This is a genomic window from Sporolactobacillus sp. STSJ-5 (genome assembly GCF_024385605.1).
In the GTDB taxonomy this organism is placed as follows: domain Bacteria; phylum Bacillota; class Bacilli; order Bacillales; family Sporolactobacillaceae; genus Sporolactobacillus.
Window position 1 is genome coordinate 1 of the sequence record NZ_JANFOJ010000030.1, and the last position, 18,097, is coordinate 18,097.

The 18,097-nt window shown below is 43.8% G+C and carries 16 protein-coding genes; 11 read left to right on the top strand and 5 right to left on the bottom strand.

Annotated elements, in window-relative coordinates; all coding sequences use genetic code 11:
* Positions 1-566: 566 nt before the first annotated feature.
* Together NOM01_RS16480 and NOM01_RS16485 are read left to right on the top strand one after the other, a co-directional pair.
* Positions 567-1,292 carry a Crp/Fnr family transcriptional regulator gene (locus tag NOM01_RS16480; RefSeq protein WP_255749668.1) on the top strand — a complete coding sequence of 242 codons (726 nt, stop codon included), beginning with the start codon at positions 567-569 and terminating at the stop codon, positions 1,290-1,292.
* A 76-nt stretch (positions 1,293-1,368) separates the two neighbouring features.
* Positions 1,369-2,307 (top strand): thermonuclease family protein, encoded by a 939-nt coding sequence (locus NOM01_RS16485; RefSeq protein WP_255749669.1) that lies wholly within the window; start codon positions 1,369-1,371, stop codon positions 2,305-2,307.
* Between the two features lie 69 nt (positions 2,308-2,376).
* Here NOM01_RS16485 and yvfG read toward each other — a convergent pair whose 3' ends face one another.
* Entirely contained in the window at positions 2,377-2,622 is a 246-nt protein-coding gene (gene yvfG, locus NOM01_RS16490) for a protein YvfG (RefSeq protein WP_255749670.1), read from the bottom strand.
* Between the two features lie 38 nt (positions 2,623-2,660).
* A complete protein-coding gene (locus NOM01_RS16495) occupies positions 2,661-3,329 on the bottom strand; it encodes a B3/B4 domain-containing protein (RefSeq protein WP_255749671.1) in 669 nt (222 codons plus the stop codon).
* A gap of 203 nt (positions 3,330-3,532) precedes the next feature.
* Between NOM01_RS16495 and NOM01_RS16500 the strand changes: the two genes are divergently transcribed.
* The 7 genes from NOM01_RS16500 to lepB (NOM01_RS16530) all read left to right on the top strand — a co-directional run bounded on the left by NOM01_RS16500 (position 3,533) and on the right by lepB (NOM01_RS16530) (position 10,656).
* Positions 3,533-5,005, top strand: a complete 1,473-nt coding sequence (locus NOM01_RS16500) for an ATP-binding cassette domain-containing protein (protein WP_255749672.1) — start codon at positions 3,533-3,535, stop codon at positions 5,003-5,005.
* A gap of 29 nt (positions 5,006-5,034) precedes the next feature.
* Positions 5,035-5,571, top strand: a complete 537-nt coding sequence (locus NOM01_RS16505; protein WP_255749673.1) for a methylated-DNA--[protein]-cysteine S-methyltransferase — start codon at positions 5,035-5,037, stop codon at positions 5,569-5,571.
* Positions 5,572-5,646: 75 nt separating this feature from the next.
* Positions 5,647-6,543: an amidase domain-containing protein gene (locus NOM01_RS16510; RefSeq protein WP_255749674.1), complete on the top strand. Its 897-nt coding sequence runs from the start codon at positions 5,647-5,649 to the stop codon at positions 6,541-6,543.
* Between the two features lie 140 nt (positions 6,544-6,683).
* Positions 6,684-7,157: a tRNA (cytidine(34)-2'-O)-methyltransferase gene (locus NOM01_RS16515; RefSeq protein WP_255749675.1), complete on the top strand. Its 474-nt coding sequence runs from the start codon at positions 6,684-6,686 to the stop codon at positions 7,155-7,157.
* Positions 7,158-7,356: 199 nt separating this feature from the next.
* On the top strand, positions 7,357-9,252 hold the full coding sequence (locus tag NOM01_RS16520; protein ID WP_255749676.1) for a PrkA family serine protein kinase: 1,896 nt from the start codon (positions 7,357-7,359) through the stop codon (positions 9,250-9,252).
* Positions 9,253-9,318: 66 nt separating this feature from the next.
* Positions 9,319-9,888, top strand: a complete 570-nt coding sequence (gene lepB / locus NOM01_RS16525) for a signal peptidase I (RefSeq protein WP_255749685.1) — start codon at positions 9,319-9,321, stop codon at positions 9,886-9,888.
* A gap of 198 nt (positions 9,889-10,086) precedes the next feature.
* The gene (gene lepB / locus NOM01_RS16530) at positions 10,087-10,656 is read left to right on the top strand and encodes a signal peptidase I (protein ID WP_255749677.1); all 570 of its coding nucleotides are present in this window, start codon (positions 10,087-10,089) and stop codon (positions 10,654-10,656) included.
* A 128-nt stretch (positions 10,657-10,784) separates the two neighbouring features.
* On the opposite strand, the gene NOM01_RS16535 is transcribed toward lepB (NOM01_RS16530), so the two are convergent.
* Together NOM01_RS16535 and NOM01_RS16540 are read right to left on the bottom strand one after the other, a co-directional pair.
* Complete coding sequence (locus tag NOM01_RS16535) at positions 10,785-12,986, bottom strand: glycosyltransferase family 39 protein (RefSeq protein WP_255749678.1); 2,202 nt, start codon at positions 12,984-12,986, stop codon at positions 10,785-10,787.
* Positions 12,987-13,059: 73 nt separating this feature from the next.
* The gene (locus NOM01_RS16540; protein WP_255749679.1) at positions 13,060-14,037 is read right to left on the bottom strand and encodes a glycosyltransferase family 2 protein; all 978 of its coding nucleotides are present in this window, start codon (positions 14,035-14,037) and stop codon (positions 13,060-13,062) included.
* Between the two features lie 297 nt (positions 14,038-14,334).
* On the opposite strand from NOM01_RS16540, the gene NOM01_RS16545 reads away from it, so the two are divergent.
* Together NOM01_RS16545 and NOM01_RS16550 are read left to right on the top strand one after the other, a co-directional pair.
* Positions 14,335-15,033: a response regulator transcription factor gene (locus tag NOM01_RS16545; protein WP_255749680.1), complete on the top strand. Its 699-nt coding sequence runs from the start codon at positions 14,335-14,337 to the stop codon at positions 15,031-15,033.
* Positions 15,030-16,409, top strand: coding sequence for a sensor histidine kinase (locus tag NOM01_RS16550; protein WP_255749682.1), 1,380 nt, complete (start codon positions 15,030-15,032; stop codon positions 16,407-16,409). The genes NOM01_RS16545 and NOM01_RS16550 overlap by 4 nt, the downstream gene beginning before the upstream one ends.
* A gap of 87 nt (positions 16,410-16,496) precedes the next feature.
* Here the strand turns inward: NOM01_RS16550 and yhbH are convergent, their stop codons facing one another.
* The gene (gene yhbH, locus NOM01_RS16555) at positions 16,497-17,657 is read right to left on the bottom strand and encodes a sporulation protein YhbH (RefSeq protein ID WP_255749684.1); all 1,161 of its coding nucleotides are present in this window, start codon (positions 17,655-17,657) and stop codon (positions 16,497-16,499) included.
* Positions 17,658-18,097 lie beyond the last annotated feature (440 nt).

The following is an 18,097-nucleotide window of genomic DNA, read 5'->3' on the forward strand; positions in this document are numbered from 1 at the left end:
GCAAGCCCGGTCCTTACCTCTGCAGGACGTGATGGCTTTCGCGTTGCATACAGGACGTACTTTCACAGGATGTGATGGCTTTCGCGTTGCATACAGGACGTATGCATATTTAGCGAAAGTTCCTTTACTCCTTTACATACGAAAGTTCCTTTACTCCAAATGCAGCCTTGATCCATTAATCCTATAACTTGAGTGACACTTCAGCCGCTCGCTTGCCGCGGGCGCACCGCGAGCCTCCTCATACATAAATCCTATCTGCGGGGTCTCATTACTGGCACGCGATCAACAGAGCCGCACCCTCAGGAGTCTCGCGTTTTCGTGTCTAGTTTCCTACTTTGTTATTAATCCGAAAATTTTATGCTTTCTTTCTTTGTAAAAAAAATAGAAAGCGCATACTTCTTAAAAGCTGTATGATTTCCGTCACACTTTTCACGCTAAATTAAGAAAATCTCTTGTATAATGAAAGAAGAAAAGGCAGGAATTCTCGGAAAAAGCAATTTTGGTTTTTCTTGTTTCTAAGATAATTATTGATTATAGATGTTTGATAGTAAAAATAAGGGCGTGATATGATGGAAGAGCTCGCTTGTTTGAATCAGAATGGTCTGAACAATACATGCATGTTCTCGAAGCAAAGCATGCAGTCGCTGAAGTCAGTGATGACCGTGTCGACATATAAAAAAGGCACGAATGTCTTCTGGGAGGGAGACCCTGCCGACAAGCTCTATTATGTGCTTGAAGGGCGCGTTAAATTATTTAAATCCGCGTACGATGGAAAAGATTTGGTGCTCCACTACTTTATGGAAGGCGATCTGTTTGGTGAGATCGGTTGCTTCGGTAGTGCCGAAAATTTGTTCACAGCTGCGGCGGTTACTGAATGCAAGATTGGAATCATTTCTGAGAAAGAGTTAGAGCCGCTGCTGCTCTCGAATGCAGGGATGTCGTTTGAATTTATGAAATGGATCGGTATGCTGGGCCAATTTACTCAAATTAAAATGCGCGACTTGATCTTCTATGGGAAGAACGGCGCACTTGCCTCTACCTTGCTGAGAATGATCCATGGCTACAGCCGTTCGGATGAAGACGGTATTCATTACACCATCAGTTTGACGAACACCGATTTGGCTCAGCTCATTGGCTCGACACGTGAGACTGTGAACCGGATGCTCCAAGCTTGGAAGAATGATGGAGCTATTGATTATTATCATGGATCTATTGTCATCAAAAACTTGGATTATATTAAGGCGATCTGTCATTGTGAAGATCGCTGCCCATTGAATATTTGCCGCTTGTGAGGCGGCAATCGTCCATTGAGCGGCCTCTTTTTACAGCGGCCGCTCAATTTATGCCCAAAAAGAATAGGTGAATGCAATGAAAAGAAATAGTTTAAGTTGGCGCGGAGTAAGCTATGTGCTCATGATGATGCTCCTGTCGCTGTTCCTTCTTTCCGGATGTGCGGAACTCAGCAACGGTGAAACGTCGAACAATGCAGGCTCAACAAGTACGGCTGCTGTATCAAGTTCGGATTCGGCGTATTCATCAAGTGAAACTGCCGCATCAGTCAACGATTCATCAGATATAGCAGTAAGTAACAGCGAAAAGCCTGAGCACGGTGTCACCGTAAAACTAACTAAAGTTGTCGATGGCGATACGTTTCAAGTGCTTTATCAAAAGAAAATAACCACAGTCAGGGTCCTGTTGATTGACACACCGGAAACCCATCATCCCAAGTTAGGGGTTCAGCCCTACGGACCGGAGGCAAGCGCACAGGCACATCGGCTGCTTGATGGGAAAACCGTGACGCTTGAACTTGCCAAGGATGGCGGTCGTGATAAGTACGGACGGCTGCTTGCTTATGTCTTTGTTGATGGTAAGTCGTTTGAAGAACTTCAGCTGGCCAGCGGACTGGCACGGGTCGCCTATGTCTATCCGCCAAACACCAAATATATTGACCAGTATCGATCGGTAGAGAATCAGGCACGAGCGAAGAACATCGGTATTTGGTCGGTAAACGGATATGCCGAAGCGAATGGCTTTCATCCGGAAGTTATGAAGGGAACGGCGGCATACGACGAAATACATAAGAATAGCAATCAATCGTCAAGCACAGCAGTGGCCGAAAATTCGGTAGAAGGTCAGAGTACGCCAAATCAAGCAGGCGATTGCGGCGGCTTGATTAAGGGCAATATCTCGTCTCGAGGGAAAATATATCACATGCCATCCGACCGATACTATAAGGTGACGAAGGCAGAGATTTGTTTTAAGAATCGAAATGACGCTGTGAAGGCAGGCTTTCGAGCAGCTAAATAAATAGTTGAAAAAAGATCGTCAAGCAATTTCCGATGCTTGGCGATCTTTTTTGCACAAATTGAGAAAAATTTACTGCTGCTGCATTTGCTGCTGCGCTGAGACTTCTTCTTTTACTTCCTTATAAGCCGCATCTAAATTGCGAATTCGACGCATCAATTCGAAGTTTTTATTAATCCGATCTTGAATGATTGCCGAAACAACGGTGTGATAGTAGCTGTTCATCGTTTGAACAGGTGTCTGTATATCACCATTTTTCTTTAGTTGCAGATGCAGTGCGTCTTTAAAGTAATCAACGCTGAATAAATCTGAATTCATTGTAGTCCCTCCTTGCGGGCAGTCACTAAAACTATATTCTATTGAATCAATTTTAATTCATGGGTACCGCCATGTACCTGCGTAAACATTTCCGCCATTTTTGTGATCAATTGACGCACTTCATCGCTGTCCATTGAGGGGCGCAGATAAACAATTTGCAAGGCTTGTTTTGTCTGTTCGGTCACACAGGTTCGTTTTGAATCGACGATCGGGCTTCCAAATGCCCCGACGCTGTCCGCGGATACAATTTTATCTTTCATATGCATGGTCCGGCCGTTTAATCCGTCATAGTGATCTTCATCGGTACCAATCCTTATTTGAATAGGACTGTGAAGCTTTGCCATATCGTATAAGCCCATAGGAATACCGTACTGAACGCTGAAAAAGTTGAGCAGATCAACCGCTGAGTTTACAAAATGCGGTGCACCGTCTTTTTTTATTTTTCGCAGCAGCGCTTCCTGAGATGGTCGGTAACGCGACGGATCTGTACCCGCCTTTTTAAAGATTCCTCTCCATTCCTTGACGCCTGGAATCTCACTCACAGGATGTTCGTTTAAGGATAGTTGAATGTTTTCATAGTACAAGGGCAGACGATCGCCAATCAGCGGCGGCAAGTCGCTAACGACAATCGCCGGATAATAAATAACGCCGATCTTAAAATCGGTCACTGCCTCTTTCAATTGAGAAGAGATCGAAACATCAGACATGACGCGCCTCCTGAGTGACAATTTAATCTTAGTGTAGCATAAAAATCGTGAATTTCGCGTCAAAATGCTGTGTTATAATGGCGTTAATTAAAAATAAAGGGATGGATCCAATGGTAAAAATTAATCGTCACGATTCGGATTGTGACAGTGAAATTTGTCCTCCCAAATAAGTATGATCTGGGAATGACCAAGAGGTGTTCCATATGTTCCAATTTATTCACTACATTTCCCGAAAAACACTTTTCATCAATTTTATGGTTCTTATTCTTCATCGACTCGCTTTTCTTATGATACCGATCTTGACGATGCAAATGATTGACGCATTGGTCGAGAAAAATCTTCATAAGCTGCTTATCTATGTTGCATTATCAATTGTCTTCTATATCCTCACACAGCTATTGAACTATGCGGTTGATTTGGCGGAAGGCTTCGGAACAAGGGAAGCCTTTGTATCGATTTTCTCAACGCTTGATCGCGAAATAAAACAACTTAACCTCAGAGACAATCACGTCTCACAAGGCAGTCTGCAGCAATTTATGGGTCAGAACTATGAACTAGTGAAACGCTTTATTTTTCAAGTTCCACTTTCAATTGTCGTTAATGCACTCTACATTGTGGGGATAATCCTCTGTATGGTGTCACTGTCCTTTCCCGTTACCCTCGTTGTAACTTTAGCCATTCCTACTTTCCTGCTTTTGTCGCTTCGTTTTGCGCATACCATGAAAGAGAATACAGAACGAACGGTTCATGACATGGAGAAGCTTAAAGATTATGAATCTGATCAATACCGTTTAACGAAGGAAGAACGCTTCTTAGAGAACAAACAACTCAAGCCGATATCGGAATGGATCCGTTCGTACAAGATTCATATGAAAAAGAAGATCCAGACAGAGGCTGTCTTTGATAATCTTTTATCCTACGGTATGCTTAATGGAGTGATCCTACTGAGTACTTTATTGAGTGCCTATTTTGTTTATCATGGAAGCATGACAATCGGCGCTTTGTCAGCCATCGAGCTGTATACATCGCGCTTTTGGGACCCGGCAGAATTCTTTGCCACCATTCGCAAGGATTATTTAGCGACTAAGCCTGTGCTGACGAATTTTGCTCGATTTCTTGAGCTTCCAGTCGAGAAACGCTCAGATGTTTCCATCGATTCGGTTCAATTACGCAGTTATATTGGATTAAACGAGTATGGAGAAGCATTACATGCTCCTATTAATCAGATTTTTGTACCCGGCTCGCTTTATCTCATTCGCGGAGCAAACGGATGCGGGAAGACGACGATGATCGAATCGATCTTAGGCCTGAGCAGCCGTTATCATGGAGAGATTCAAATCAATGGGAAATCACGAAGCAGAGAAACTTCGGACTTTGTTTACGTACCCGCTGAGCCGATCATTAGTGAATACGGCCGCCTTTTGCTCAGTAACGGATCCTATGGCCAAAAGAAGCTTGCACAAATGAGCCATGATTTGAGCACGAATAAAAGTGTCTACCTGTTTGATGAACCGACCAATTTTCTAGATAAGAACAATAAACATATTGTTTGTCGCTTGATTAACGAGCTGGTTGAAAAAGGAAGAATTGTGCTGGTCATCTCACATGATGCTCTTTTTACGGAGCAGCCCAACCGATCACTCGTCGAACTTGTTCCGGCCGTTCAAAACGAGTGACCCCAAAATGAACAAAAGGAGATTCATACATGAATCAAAACGATTATCTCGCCGTTCATGAAATGGAAACGGCGATCGGAGCGCTGACATTATCTGTCTATGAAGATCAACTATGCCGCATTGATTTTGGATCGTTTGAAGAAAATGAATCCCGGCTAAGACAATGGGCAGAAAAGCATGAACTTCCATCAGTTCTCATAAAGGATCAAGAACAATGCGCGGAGGCAGCTCGGCAACTGGATGACTATTTTAATGGGAAAAGAAAAGTATTCACGTTAAAGCTGCTCATGAAAGGAACAGAATTTCAATGCAAGGTATGGAAAGCATTGTCGGAAATTCCTTTTGGAGAGACCCGGTCATATAAGGATATTGCGTGTGCTGTGCAAAATCCAAAAGGGGTGCGCGCAATTGGAATGGCGAATAATCGCAATCCGATTCCCATTGTTGTCCCATGTCACCGTGTGATTGGAGCAAACGGTTCGCTTGTCGGCTATGGCGGCGGAATCGAGGTAAAGCAGTTCTTATTAAATTTAGAAAGACCAGGGGTTGCAGTATCGGCTAAATGAAGCAGGCACGGCATGATTTCGTTACATTACGCATAAATAAATGATAACGAAATCATGTTGAAACGGGGAATTAGCGTGGACTGGAAAAATGCATTTCAGAACCATTTGACCATGCTTGGCGACTATTGGGTAGGCAATGCTGATCCACACAAGATGGCATTAGCGCCTGAAGAATTAAAGCGTCTGATGAATAAAACGAAAGCACTCAATGACCAGCAGGCTGAGATCGAGCATGCGGTTGTTCAAGCGCAAAATGTGCAAACGAAGGACAAGCGTGAGGATTTGGTTATTGACTATTCTTTGCATACTCAGTGGCTGATTAAAAAGCAGAATGATTTCTTTCTTGAAGAACGTTTGGAAGATCGGCAAGCTGTTGTTCGGAGCAGCCGTCTTGTCTCCGACACATTAGCACCTCTGGCAGCAGGAGAGGAGCAGCCGTTGCCGCGCGAATCGGGTGATTTGGCTCCTGCCGATGTCCGTTCGCGGAGCTATGATCGGCTGGCTGCTGTCCGCTATGCCGATTTATGGTGGAATCGCCGAAATCCACACTATCCGATAGTCAGCGATGATTGTACCAATTTTATTTCACAATGCCTACATGAAGGTGGCATCCGAATGTGGGGCAATCCGATCCGAAACAGGGGATGGTGGCAGGTACAGACGAACTGGAGTTTCAGCTGGACAGTGGCTAACAGTTTGTGTATGTATTTAAGCAAGCCGGACGGCGTGATTGGCGCAATTGAACGCGCTCAGGCAAGCGAATTGGTACCTGGCGATGTCATTTGTTATGATTTCGAAGGTGACGGTCGTTGGAACCATAACACGATGGTTACGGCAATGGATGCGTCCGGAGAACCACTGGTGAATGCGCATACTTATGATGCATATCACAGGCCTTGGCCATATACAGATTCACCTGCATATACTGCTAATATCCGTTATAAATTTTTCCATATTAAAGATCACGTGTAAATTCATGGTTCAAGATGTGCTATAATAAACCCTATTATAAGAGGTTATGAGGGTCGGTGCTCCCGGCCTTTTTTCAATGCAAAAATTTGATCTCACAAAGCGGCTGAGAAGTCGTCTGAACACGTATAGGAGTGTCTGAAATGGGTAATCATGTCGTTCTTTATCAACCGTTGATTCCGCCGAATACAGGAAATATCGCACGAACCTGTGCCGGAACACATAGCGGTCTCCATTTGATTCGTCCGCTGGGATTCTCTACGGACGACAAGCATTTGAAACGCGCCGGCCTTGATTATTGGGCATCGGTCGATCTTCATTATTATGATTCACTTGATGATTTCTTTTCTAAGCATCAGCAAGGTGAGTATTATCTTGTTGAAACCGACGGCAGCAGACCTTATGACGCTTTCGATTACAGCGATCCAAGTAAAGACTACTTTTTCTTCTTCGGCCGTGAAACAACCGGACTTCCAAAAGAATTTGTGGCAGCCTATCAAGATCGCTGTGTTCGGTTACCGATGACCGGAGCCATTCGTTCGCTCAATTTATCTAATTCTGCTGCAATTATTGTCTATGAAGCTCTGCGTCAGCAGCGATTTCCCGGATTATCCTGATTTAGAAAAAAAAGGTTAATGACTATTTGAATTTTAAAAAATAAAGCTCTAATTTTTTACTTTTCTGTAGGCCTTTCCATACTCTTGTGACACGTTGTTTCTGTATCTGTTCGTAGTTTCCATGAAAGATTACCGACCGACCGCATACACTTAAATACATGGGTGGAAGCATTGGTGAATCTTTTCTAGGGGGGATACAATGAACTTTCTTGATAAACTGAAACAATTCCGCGACTATGAGGGACAGCTGAAGTGGGAAGGCACGTTTGCAGACTACTTGGAACTAGTGAAGAAGAATCCGATGATCGCACAATCCGCGCATTCCAGAGTTTATCAGATGATCATTTCTGCCGGTGTTTCGGAGAAGGATGGACATAAGCACTACCACTTCTTTGACGGACAGATATACGGCCTTGATGAAGCAATTGAACGTCTTGTCGAGGAGTACTTTCATCCGGCTGCGCGGCGCTTGGATGTTAAAAAGAGAATTTTGCTTCTGATGGGGCCGGTCAGCGGAGGTAAATCGACCATTGTGACAATGCTTAAGCGCGGACTGGAAAAATATTCATGGACGGATGAAGGAGCACTTTATGCCATTAAGGATTGCCCAATGCATGAGGACCCGCTTCATTTAATTCCGCCTCATCTGCGCGAGGATTTCTTTGAAGAGACGGGTATTCGTGTCGAAGGGAATCTTTCGCCGCTGAACGCTATGCGCCTTGAGAAGGAATACGGTGGTCAAATTGAAGATGTGCCGATTGAGCGAATTTTTCTCTCTGAGGATAAGCGCGTCGGTATCGGCACCTTTAGTCCTTCCGATCCGAAATCTCAAGATATTGCCGATCTGACAGGAAGCATTGATTTTTCAACGATTGCAGAATATGGATCGGAATCCGATCCACGTGCCTACCGCTTTGATGGAGAACTGAATAAAGCCAATCGCGGACTGATGGAATTTCAAGAAATGCTGAAATGCGATGAGAAATTTTTGTGGCATTTGCTGTCGCTGACACAGGAAGGCAATTTCAAGGCAGGCCGATTCGCGTTGATCTCCGCAGATGAACTGATCATTGCGCACACGAACGAGACCGAATACAGGACCTTTATCAGCAACAAGAAAAATGAAGCACTCCACTCACGTATGATTGTGATGCCGGTTCCTTATAATTTAAAGGTCAGTGACGAAGAAAAGATTTATGAAAAACTGATTTCCGAAAGTGATGTTGCGAATGTTCATATTGCGCCGCACGCTTTGCGGACGGCGGCTACATTTTCGATTCTGACTCGGTTGAAGGAATCCAAAAGCCGCGGGATTGATTTGATTAAGAAAATGCGTCTGTATGACGGCGAAATTGTTGAAGGCTATAATGCGGCAGATATTAAAGAACTGCAGCATGAATTTTCCGATGAAGGCATGAGCGGAATTGATCCGCGTTATGTCATTAACCGAATTTCTTCAGCAATTATCAAGAAAGGTGTTCCCTCCATTAACGCATTGGATATTCTTCGTTCGATTAAAGAAGGATTGGATCAGCATGCGTCGATCTCTGACGAGGATCGCGCACATTATACGGAATATATTGCGCTTGCACGGCGTGAATACGATGAATTGGCAAAGAGCGAAGTACAGAAGGCTTTCGTTTATTCATTCGAAGAGTCGGCGAAGACGCTTATGGACAATTATCTGGATAATGTCGAAGCGTACTGCAACAGCAACAAGATTTTTGACCCGATCACTGGTGATGAGGTCGATCCTGATGAGAAATTGATGCGCTCTATAGAAGAACAAATCGGCATTTCTGAAAATGCGAAGAAGTCCTTCAGAGAAGAAATTCTGATTCGTATTTCCGCCTATGCGCGCAAAGGCAAGCGCTTCAACTATAAGTCACATGAGCGCTTAAAAGAAGCCATTCAGAAAAAACTGTTCGCAGATCTGAAAGATGTAGTAAAAATCACGACGTCAAGCAAGACACCGGATGAAGATCAGCTAAAAAGAGTTAATGAAGTTATTGCCAGACTTGTGGACGAATACGGCTATAATTCAACATCGGCGAACGAATTACTAAGATATGTAGGCAGTCTGCTTAATCGTTGAGAATCGTGATCAATGATTCATGAACTGGGATTGAGCGGCAAATCAAGAAGGGACACTCGCGAGTCAATGAGTAAAACAAAGAGAGAACTGTGGAGTTGGATTCGAGCAATTGCCATTGCGGTTCTAGTCGCATTGCTCGTTCGCCATTTTATTTTCAGCAATTATATTGTGCGGGGCGAATCAATGATGCCGACGTTGCAGGACGGCAACCGGCTGATTGTCAATAAAATCGGTTATTCCATTGGTGCGCCGCATCGCTTCGATATTATTGTTTTTCATGCGACACGTACTGAAGATTATGTAAAACGAATCATTGGGCTGCCCGGAGATACAATCTCTTACAAGAACGATCAGCTTTATGTAAACGGCAAGGCGGTTGATGAGGCTTACCTTCAGCAATATAAGAGTGATCTCCCACAAGGACAGCAGCTTACAGAGAATTTCAGCCTAAAGTCCAAGACCGGCAAAGTCCATGTGCCGAAAGGAAAGCTTTGGGTCATGGGCGACAATCGCCAAAACAGCGAGGACAGCCGTTATTTCGGTTTTATAAATGAAAACTCTGTGGTTGGCAAAGTTTCTGTTCGTTACTGGCCGTTCGATAAGTGGTCGGTTTTGCAAGAAATTGCGATTCATTGATTCGAACCATAAGTTATCAAGCGCCGATCGGTTTATCGGCGCTTCTTTACTTATCCATTATTGGGACAAGCAGCACGGTTTCTTGTGATCGTTCACTGATTCGTGTACATTAGTTAAGAAAAGGTGTCAGTGCTCGGATAAAAAAGGTATGGTTAAAGATTTACTAGAGAATGATGATAGTCGGGAGTCGTTGCAGCTATGCGTCAAAGAAAAAAAAGAAATGAAACATTTGCCTGGTTCAGGGCGATCGCGCTTTCTGTGCTGATTGTCATTATTGTACGGACATTTATATTGGGTAATTATATTGTGGACGGTCCGTCAATGGAGACGACTTTATATAATGGAGACCGATTAATTGTCAATAAAGTGAATTACCGAATAGCGCAGCCTAAACGGTTTGATGTGGTGATTTTTCATGCAACAAAGACGGATGATTATGTGAAACGTGTCATTGGTCTGCCGGGGGATACGATCCGCTATACGAATGATCAATTATATGTGAACGGCAAACCGGTTGACGAACCGTTTTTGAAGCAGAAGAAAAACAGTATGTTGGCCGGACAATTGACTTGGAATTTTTCTTTGAAAGAACTGACCGGCAAGGAACGAGTTCCTAAGGGAATGCTTTGGGTGATGGGCGACAATCGTCAGAACAGTTCGGACAGCCGAGTTCCGCAGATCGGTTTTATCAGTGAGAAAAAGGTCGTCGGCAAAGTGGATCTGCGTTATTGGCCGCTCAACCATTTCGGTATTATTCATCGCAACTAGCGGCTTTGCTGCTCGAAATAATTTGCAAGATCGATCATGAGTGCGTTTATGAAAAAGCAAGAAACCAGCAGGTGAATGAGGACACTCGTTCCTCACGACCTGCTGGTTTTATTTCTGATCACTACTATTTAAATACCTTGCTTTGTTGCCATTTTCTGCGAACGCGCACTCAATGCAGAGGTTCCGTCCGATTCATTCTGATTCATGGTGAGCGCAATATAGATATACATGAGCAGCATTAAAGCAGGAATGGAGAACAATAATCCGTAGCTGTTGTTGCTCAAGTAAGGACCGTCAGCAACCTGGTATACCGCAAACTTAAGGTCTTTTTCCCCTTTTTTAACGCCATTTTGCATTAAGTATCCGCCTGGATAGGCATCGCGTTGTTCATAACCAAATCCGCTCATTGTCAAAATAAGTGCTGATCCTGGTTTTTTCTTTATTTGTGTAATGTCGATTCGGTTGTGGGTTCCAACCGATGCATGAGTTAGTTGAAACACCTGTTTGCGATCCTTGCCTGACGGTGCAAATGTTTTTGTGAAAAGGATCCGCTTAGAACTTGTATCTGTGACCGAGAGACGATACGCAGCGCTCCCCTTAACATCGCGTATGCCAAAGGAAATACGATTGTATTGGTCGGATGCAAAAAATGTCTGAGCGACAGAGTGATGCGCGTCCACAGCAATTCCCTTTTTGCCGGGTGAATAGCGCTGATCGACAATGTAACTGCGCTGCGGGGACTGAGCCTGAGTATAGGCATAGGAACCTGCAGATGCGCAAAGGTATACCGCTGCGAGAAGGCCTCCGGCAAGCATGATTCTGAACCCTTTTCCAATCCGTTTCTCACGATCAGTTTGACGGGCGCCACTTCTTAGCAAATACATAAGTTCATTAAATCCGTAAACGGCACCGAGGAGAATGTAGGGTGTAAAGAGCAGACTGTAACGCGGCTCTGCTTCCCAGAAAAAAACATAAAAGATAAAATTACCAAACAGGCAGATCTGGATCAATAAATACATGTCGGCTTTTTTTGTGCGAAAATAGCGCAACACCGAAAGAATCAGTAAGAAAATAGTGACAATGTAAAACACTTGAATGATATAAATCGTTACCTGATTTTTATGATTAAACAGATACTGGTACGCTTTTGTAGGATGACTGGAAAGATGTGTGTACCAATAATAACCGTGTGCACCTACTCCCCAAGTCCTTGCGGTTTTGACGGCCCAAAGGTAGATAAGTCCGCCGGTCCCATCTTTTTTTATCCGATCAGCAATCTGCTGACGATCCAGCTGTTTTTTCAGAGCAGGATCAGGCTGCTTCCGCGTGAGCTGATAATCATGCGCGTTATAGCCTCCGTCACGAGATAATCCAAGCATTACCCAGTGGATTGAAGGCATCGACAACGAAGGATCCTGGACATAGCCAAAATGACGTTCAACCCCTTGGAAAGCGAATCCGACTGAGCTGATCAAGATACCGATGACAGCAAGGTTGATCAATGCCTTTTTCCAGTTCAGAACAAGAAACATGTAAATACCTAAAGCAGGGAGAAAAAGAATTAGATTCGGCCGGATTAATTCACCGACTCCTAGTGCAATGCCTAATAAAAGAATATAGTGTATTTTCCATGAACGTGTATAGAGATGCCAAAGATAGAGCAGCAGGACAGGAAATGTGATTGCTGCCGTATCTGTATAGAAATACATTGTATAGAGAAATAACGGCAAACAGGTTAGCGTAATCACGAGAAATAGGCATGCAGTTTGATCATTGAATTTTTTTTGGATCAGTTTCCAAGATAGAAAGATGCCTGCATCCAAAGTCAAGGCACAAAACAAGCGATCGATAAACATGTAACTCGAAAAGTGAACAAAACTGAACATGCTGTACAGAAAGTAACGAAGCAGTGTGAACGGTATGTTGTTTGGATATATTTTAAAATAGATACTGCTTGAGGCATGCCCATGTGCAAGCAAATAGAGTGCTTCAGCATACGTATGTCCACCGTCAATGATCGGAGGAATGATCGTATGGAACGTGACGATCAGCACGCCTTCAAACAGCAGCATGAGAAGAAAAAGGATACCGCTTATTTTCTTCACGGTTCGGTCGGTCAAGCGACCGATCCAGCGGAAAAATGCGATAAAAAATAAAACGACGATGAATGCAAACAGAGCCAGCGACAGTGCCGTTGTCAAAAGCCCTTGATTATGATTGAAAATCAAAGGATAAAAAAAGCTAATCGCGAGCACTGCTAGAAAACAACTGGTAAACGCGATGCTGAACAAATAAATCAGACTTCGTTTTACACGTGAAATAGTCGCCACATCCCATCTCTTTTTGGACCAGGCATCCGCCGCATGTCCAAAGAAAGTCTTTCCGGTTTAATTATTGTTTGACTCAGAGCGCCTTCGTCACGAATGATTCATTCGACAACAAGCGCTTCTCAACAATGTAGCGAGGGCGGTGCTTCGTTTCCTTAAAAATTTTCCCAATATATTCTCCGATGACGCCGATTGCGATGAGCTGCATGCCGCCGATCGTCCAAAGCGAGATAATCATAGATGTCCAGCCAGTCACCACATGACCGAGAACATGTTGGATGATCGCATACAAACCGATCAGAAAACCGATTCCTGCGACCGTTCCGCCAAGATAAGTGACCATTCGGATCGGCGTGATCGAAAATGAGGTGATGCCGTCAATGGCAAAATTCAACATTTTCTTCAGCGGGTATTTTGATTCGCCAGCAAAGCGTTCCGCGCGGTTATAGTATACCTTGGTGCTCTTAAATCCAAGCAATGGAATCATTCCACGTAAAAAAATATTTTCTTCCTGGTAGTTCACAAATTCATCAAGCACACGTCTGCTGAGGAGCCGATAGTCGGCATGGTTCGGTACCATTTTCACACCTAAGCGTTCCATGATTTTATAAAACAGCAGTGCTGTATTTTTTTTGAACATGGTATCGGTATCGCGCTTGTCGCGCACGCCGTAAACAACATCATAGCCGTTACGGAATTTGATGAGAAATTTTCTTATCGCATTGACGTCGTCCTGAAGGTCTGCATCAATGGTAATGACACAGTCTGAATAAGGTCTTGCCGTCTCCATGCCGGCAATGAGCGCATTTTGATGGCCGAAGTTCCGGCTTAATTTCAGTCCGGTAATTTCCTGATTCTCTTGTGCCGCGCTGTCAATGATTTCCCAAGTACGGTCGTTGCTTCCATCATCCACAAACAGAATTGTACTTCTAAAAGAAATGAGCTGATCTCGGCAAGCCTGCAGCAATACAGTGCGTAAACGTTTGGTTGTTTCGTCTAATACAGCTTCTTCGTTATAACAAGGGACCACAATGGTCAAAATAGGTTCTTCCATTTATTTTTCCTCCTAAATAATTGATTGTTAAAAAATAAAGCACGGTGGAGCGATTGAACGTTTGAACAACCGTGCTTTTTGGGGGATGCCATGAATTAAATGATCATCGTACAAGAACCATGTTAGTCTTGAATTGTTACCGGGTAACAAATTTAATGTGAAAAAATCATGAGAATTTTCTCATGTAAATCTCATTTCGTATTTCTTACGGCGGATGGTTTGAATCGCTATAATGAAAGTAATAATCGGTTTTGCCGGAGTTCGTACATTTTAAATTGGAAGAGATGGCTGCTAGCTATGGAAAAGGCGAAAATATTGCTCGTTGAGGATGAACAAAGTGTTGCTTCCTTTGTCTCTACAGAACTGAACTTTGAGAATTATCATGTGGAGGAAGCCTATGATGGGGAACAAGCGCTTGAGCAGTTCTTTAAAGAAGACTCGCAATGGGACCTTGTTCTGCTTGACTTGATGCTGCCCAAGCTAAATGGTTTGGAGGTTTGCCGTCGGATTCGGAGTAAAAGCCTTGTTCCGATTATTATTATGACTGCACGCGATTATGTCGGTGACAAAGTGGCAGGGTTGGATGGCGGCGCGGATGACTACATTACCAAGCCATTTGATATTGAGGAATTGCTGGCGAGAGTACGCGTGGCGATCAGGCGGAAAAACAGCTATGCATCCGCTCCGGTCTCCCATGTATGCAAAGTAGGCGATCTTACGCTGGATATTGAGAAGCGGACGGCTGAGCGCAACAGCAAGACCTTTAGCCTGACACAACGGGAATTTGATCTTCTTGAAGTGTTAATGAAAAATGAAGGGAAAGTGATGACCCGTGATGAATTGCTCTCGAAGGTCTGGGGGTTTGATTTCATGGGCCAAACCAATATTGTCGATGTGTATGTCCGCTATTTGCGAAATAAAATTGACCAAAATCAGCCGGTAAAATTAATCCACACGATTCGCGGTGTCGGCTATGCGTTGAGGATTGATCAATGAAGTCATTCTACAAAATCAATAAGCAAACGACACTTTTTCAGATGAATTTCTGGTATATTTTAATTCTTTTGCTCACTGTTTTATTCATCGGGCTGGCTGTTCTCTCGGTTGTGAGCTATCAACTGTACAAGGATACGGAGCATGAAGTTGAGTATGTAAAGAAACAATTGATTGTCGAGTCACGAGAGAAACATCCGGACTGGACGGATTCCATTGAGAATATTCTTTATGCGCAACATCCGGATTTCTATGTACATATCGAGACCCCAGACAAAACGATGATTTATTCCAAGGGTAGTGAAAGTATTACCGACAATAACAACTATTTAATCAAGCTGTCCGTTTTTTCTTCGGTTGCCTTTAAGAAAAAATTTGTACCGATCTATCATCACAATTTTTCCTATAATGGCTATACCTTTGATCTTTACGTCCGAATGATCAGCATTCAGAAGTTTATCGTGGTCATGATAAAAGTGCTTGCTGTCTGTACTTTATTAGGTGTGCTCATCGGTTCTTTAGCCATTTATCAATTGTCTCGGAAGCTAAACCGACCACTCATGAAGGTAACGGCATTAATCAATCAGATTACTGAAACAAATAATTTAAAAAAGCGCGTGCCAGTCCCCCCCCAGCCGCGAGAAGTGCACGATCTTGCTCTTTCTTTTAACCAGCTGATGGATCAGTTGGATCAGTTAATTGAAAGGGATCGGCGCTTTGTATCTGACGCGTCGCACGAACTGAGGACGCCGCTTTCGGCGATTCGTGGTCATGTAGAACTGATCCAGCGTCATGGCACCGGTCACCCTGAGGTCATCGAGAGGTCGATCCATTTTGTTGATCAAGAATCAAAACGAATGCAAAATCTGATTGAGCAGCTTCTGATGATCGCTCGGATGGGAAGACGATCAAAAGCGCTAGAAACAGTTAATTTGTCAATGATTGTGAACAATGTCATTAACGATTATGCGGGAGGCATCGTTCAAGAATTTTCTGCAGAGATTGAGAATGAAACGTATGCACTGGCGAATGAGGACTATGTTCACCAAATTGTGGTGTCATTATTAGGCAATGCAAGAAAATATACGCCGGTGGACGGGCGGATCAGAATAAAGGTCTGCGGCGATCACGATTTTTCATATATTCATGTACAGAATTCCGGCCCGTCTATACCAAATGAGGAAAAAGAAAAGATTTTTACCCGGTTCTACCGCATTGATCAATCGCGATCAAGGGAACCGGGTGGATCGGGCCTGGGACTGGCGATTGTGAAGGAACTCGTTGAATTGGAGGAAGGGTCGATTCAGGTTGAGGATCTGAAGCCGTCCGGAAGTGAATTTATCGTCCGGCTGAGGGCGAAAAAGAGTGAACATTCATGAGCTTGAACGAAGGACGGAATCCATGCGGTCATAGAGATGATTGCAGGAAAAAAGCGCCTGAAATGGCGCTTTTTATTTTATCTAGAGTTAAATGACTTCGCTTTCCGGATCCTTTTGGAAGAAGTACTTCATCGCATGGTAGACATCGCTTTTTTGCTTTAAAATAAAGGAATGAAAGGCTTCATTTTTAATACTTCGGTAGGCACTCATCAAGGTGCTGGATCGGTGATAAGGGTTAATTTCGCCATATCCGAAGAAATCGGTAATGTCCATGATTTCATTGACCAGGCGCGTGCATTTCGGATTGTCTGACGATAAGTTGTCACCGTCGGAAAAATGAAAAGGATAGATGTTGTATTTTGACGGTGGATAGGATGAATGAATTAACTCCAGTGCTTTGATATAAGCGGAGGAGCAGATCGTTCCGCCACTTTCGCCTTTTGTGAAGAAGTCTTCTTCACTCACCACTGTCGCTTCGGTGTGGTGCGCGATGAACTGGATGGTTACTTTTTCATACTTGGTCCGCAAGAAACGATTCATCCAGAAGAAGAAGCTGCGTGCAATGTATTTCTCCCAAACCCCCATTGAACCGCTGGTGTCCATAAGTGCGAGTACGACCGCGCGGCTCTCCGGCTTAACAATCGTTTCCCAAGTCTTAAAACGCAAGTCCTCTTCACGGATGGGATGGATTTGTGCTTTTCCAGATCGGGCATTTCGCTTTATTGCGGATAGAATGGTTCGCCTTTTATCAATATTACCCATTAGCCCCTTACGGCGAATATCCCGATAATCAAGGCTGTTGACGGTTATATCCGCCTCCAGTTTCCTTTTGAGATGAGGCAGTTCCAGTTCCTTGAAAAAGAGGTTCTCGATTTCCATAATCGAGACATTGGCTTCGTAATAGTCGATGCCGGGGCGATCGCCGGCACCTTGACCTTTACCGGCACCCTGCTGTGCCTGCTGTTTTCCTGGTGCCTTGGCTATGACATCGCCTACTTTACTTTTGCCGTCTCCTTGACCGACATGTTTCGTTTTGTCATAGTTGTACCGTAATTTGTACTCGTCCAAAGACCGAATCGGAATCCGTGTCATTTTTTTGCCGTCTGAGAGGATAATATTTTCACTGCTGATCAGATCAGGAAGGTTCTTTTTGATTGCTTCCTTGACCTTTTCAGAATGCCTGCGCTGATCCTGTTCGCCTTTTTGGTTTAAATCCCAATCTTCTTCGGATATCAAGAAGTTACTCATTTTGAATCCCTCCTTTAATTTGCACAATGAGTCGTTCAATGCGTGACTGCTGCTACGAGGGTTGATTAATTTAGTTTATGCACACTGATCAGAACTTTGACAGTTTTTCAGCAAAGACCGTTCAATTGACTATAATTTTCTGCTGGCGGTTGGGATACGAATAGGTTCCTATAAAACAAAATGAAAAAATAAAATCTTAAAAGATTAGCGGTATCTAGTATAAGAAAAGCTAAGGATCCGCCGGCGTCAAGGACTTGGCCTCGCCAAGTTTTTCTTTACAAGTAAAGAAAGTATAAGATTTTACCCCATATTTAAACGAATAAACCAGTGTCTTGACCGAGAATCAAAGCGGAGGTGCGAGACGCCTGCGGGATCAGGTGCCAGCGAGACCCCGCAGATTTCTGCTTGTCTGAGGAGGCTCGCGGTGCGCCCGCGGTCGT

Bases quoted from the DNA above. Each gene is read 5' to 3' on its own strand.
- lepB (WP_255749677.1), top strand. From the start codon at position 10,087: ATGCGTCAAAGAAAAAAAAGAAATGAAACATTTGCCTGGTTCAGGGCG.
- NOM01_RS16505 (WP_255749673.1), top strand. From the start codon at position 5,035: ATGAATCAAAACGATTATCTCGCCGTTCATGAAATGGAAACGGCGATC.
- NOM01_RS16495 (WP_255749671.1), bottom strand. From the start codon at position 3,329: ATGTCTGATGTTTCGATCTCTTCTCAATTGAAAGAGGCAGTGACCGAT.
- NOM01_RS16480 (WP_255749668.1), top strand. From the start codon at position 567: ATGATGGAAGAGCTCGCTTGTTTGAATCAGAATGGTCTGAACAATACA.
- lepB (WP_255749685.1), top strand. From the start codon at position 9,319: ATGAGTAAAACAAAGAGAGAACTGTGGAGTTGGATTCGAGCAATTGCC.
- NOM01_RS16515 (WP_255749675.1), top strand. From the start codon at position 6,684: ATGGGTAATCATGTCGTTCTTTATCAACCGTTGATTCCGCCGAATACA.
- NOM01_RS16500 (WP_255749672.1), top strand. From the start codon at position 3,533: ATGTTCCAATTTATTCACTACATTTCCCGAAAAACACTTTTCATCAAT.
- yhbH (WP_255749684.1), bottom strand. From the start codon at position 17,657: ATGAGTAACTTCTTGATATCCGAAGAAGATTGGGATTTAAACCAAAAA.
- NOM01_RS16545 (WP_255749680.1), top strand. From the start codon at position 14,335: ATGGAAAAGGCGAAAATATTGCTCGTTGAGGATGAACAAAGTGTTGCT.
- NOM01_RS16485 (WP_255749669.1), top strand. From the start codon at position 1,369: ATGAAAAGAAATAGTTTAAGTTGGCGCGGAGTAAGCTATGTGCTCATG.
- NOM01_RS16550 (WP_255749682.1), top strand. From the start codon at position 15,030: ATGAAGTCATTCTACAAAATCAATAAGCAAACGACACTTTTTCAGATG.
- NOM01_RS16540 (WP_255749679.1), bottom strand. From the start codon at position 14,037: ATGGAAGAACCTATTTTGACCATTGTGGTCCCTTGTTATAACGAAGAA.
- yvfG (WP_255749670.1), bottom strand. From the start codon at position 2,622: ATGAATTCAGATTTATTCAGCGTTGATTACTTTAAAGACGCACTGCAT.
- NOM01_RS16520 (WP_255749676.1), top strand. From the start codon at position 7,357: ATGAACTTTCTTGATAAACTGAAACAATTCCGCGACTATGAGGGACAG.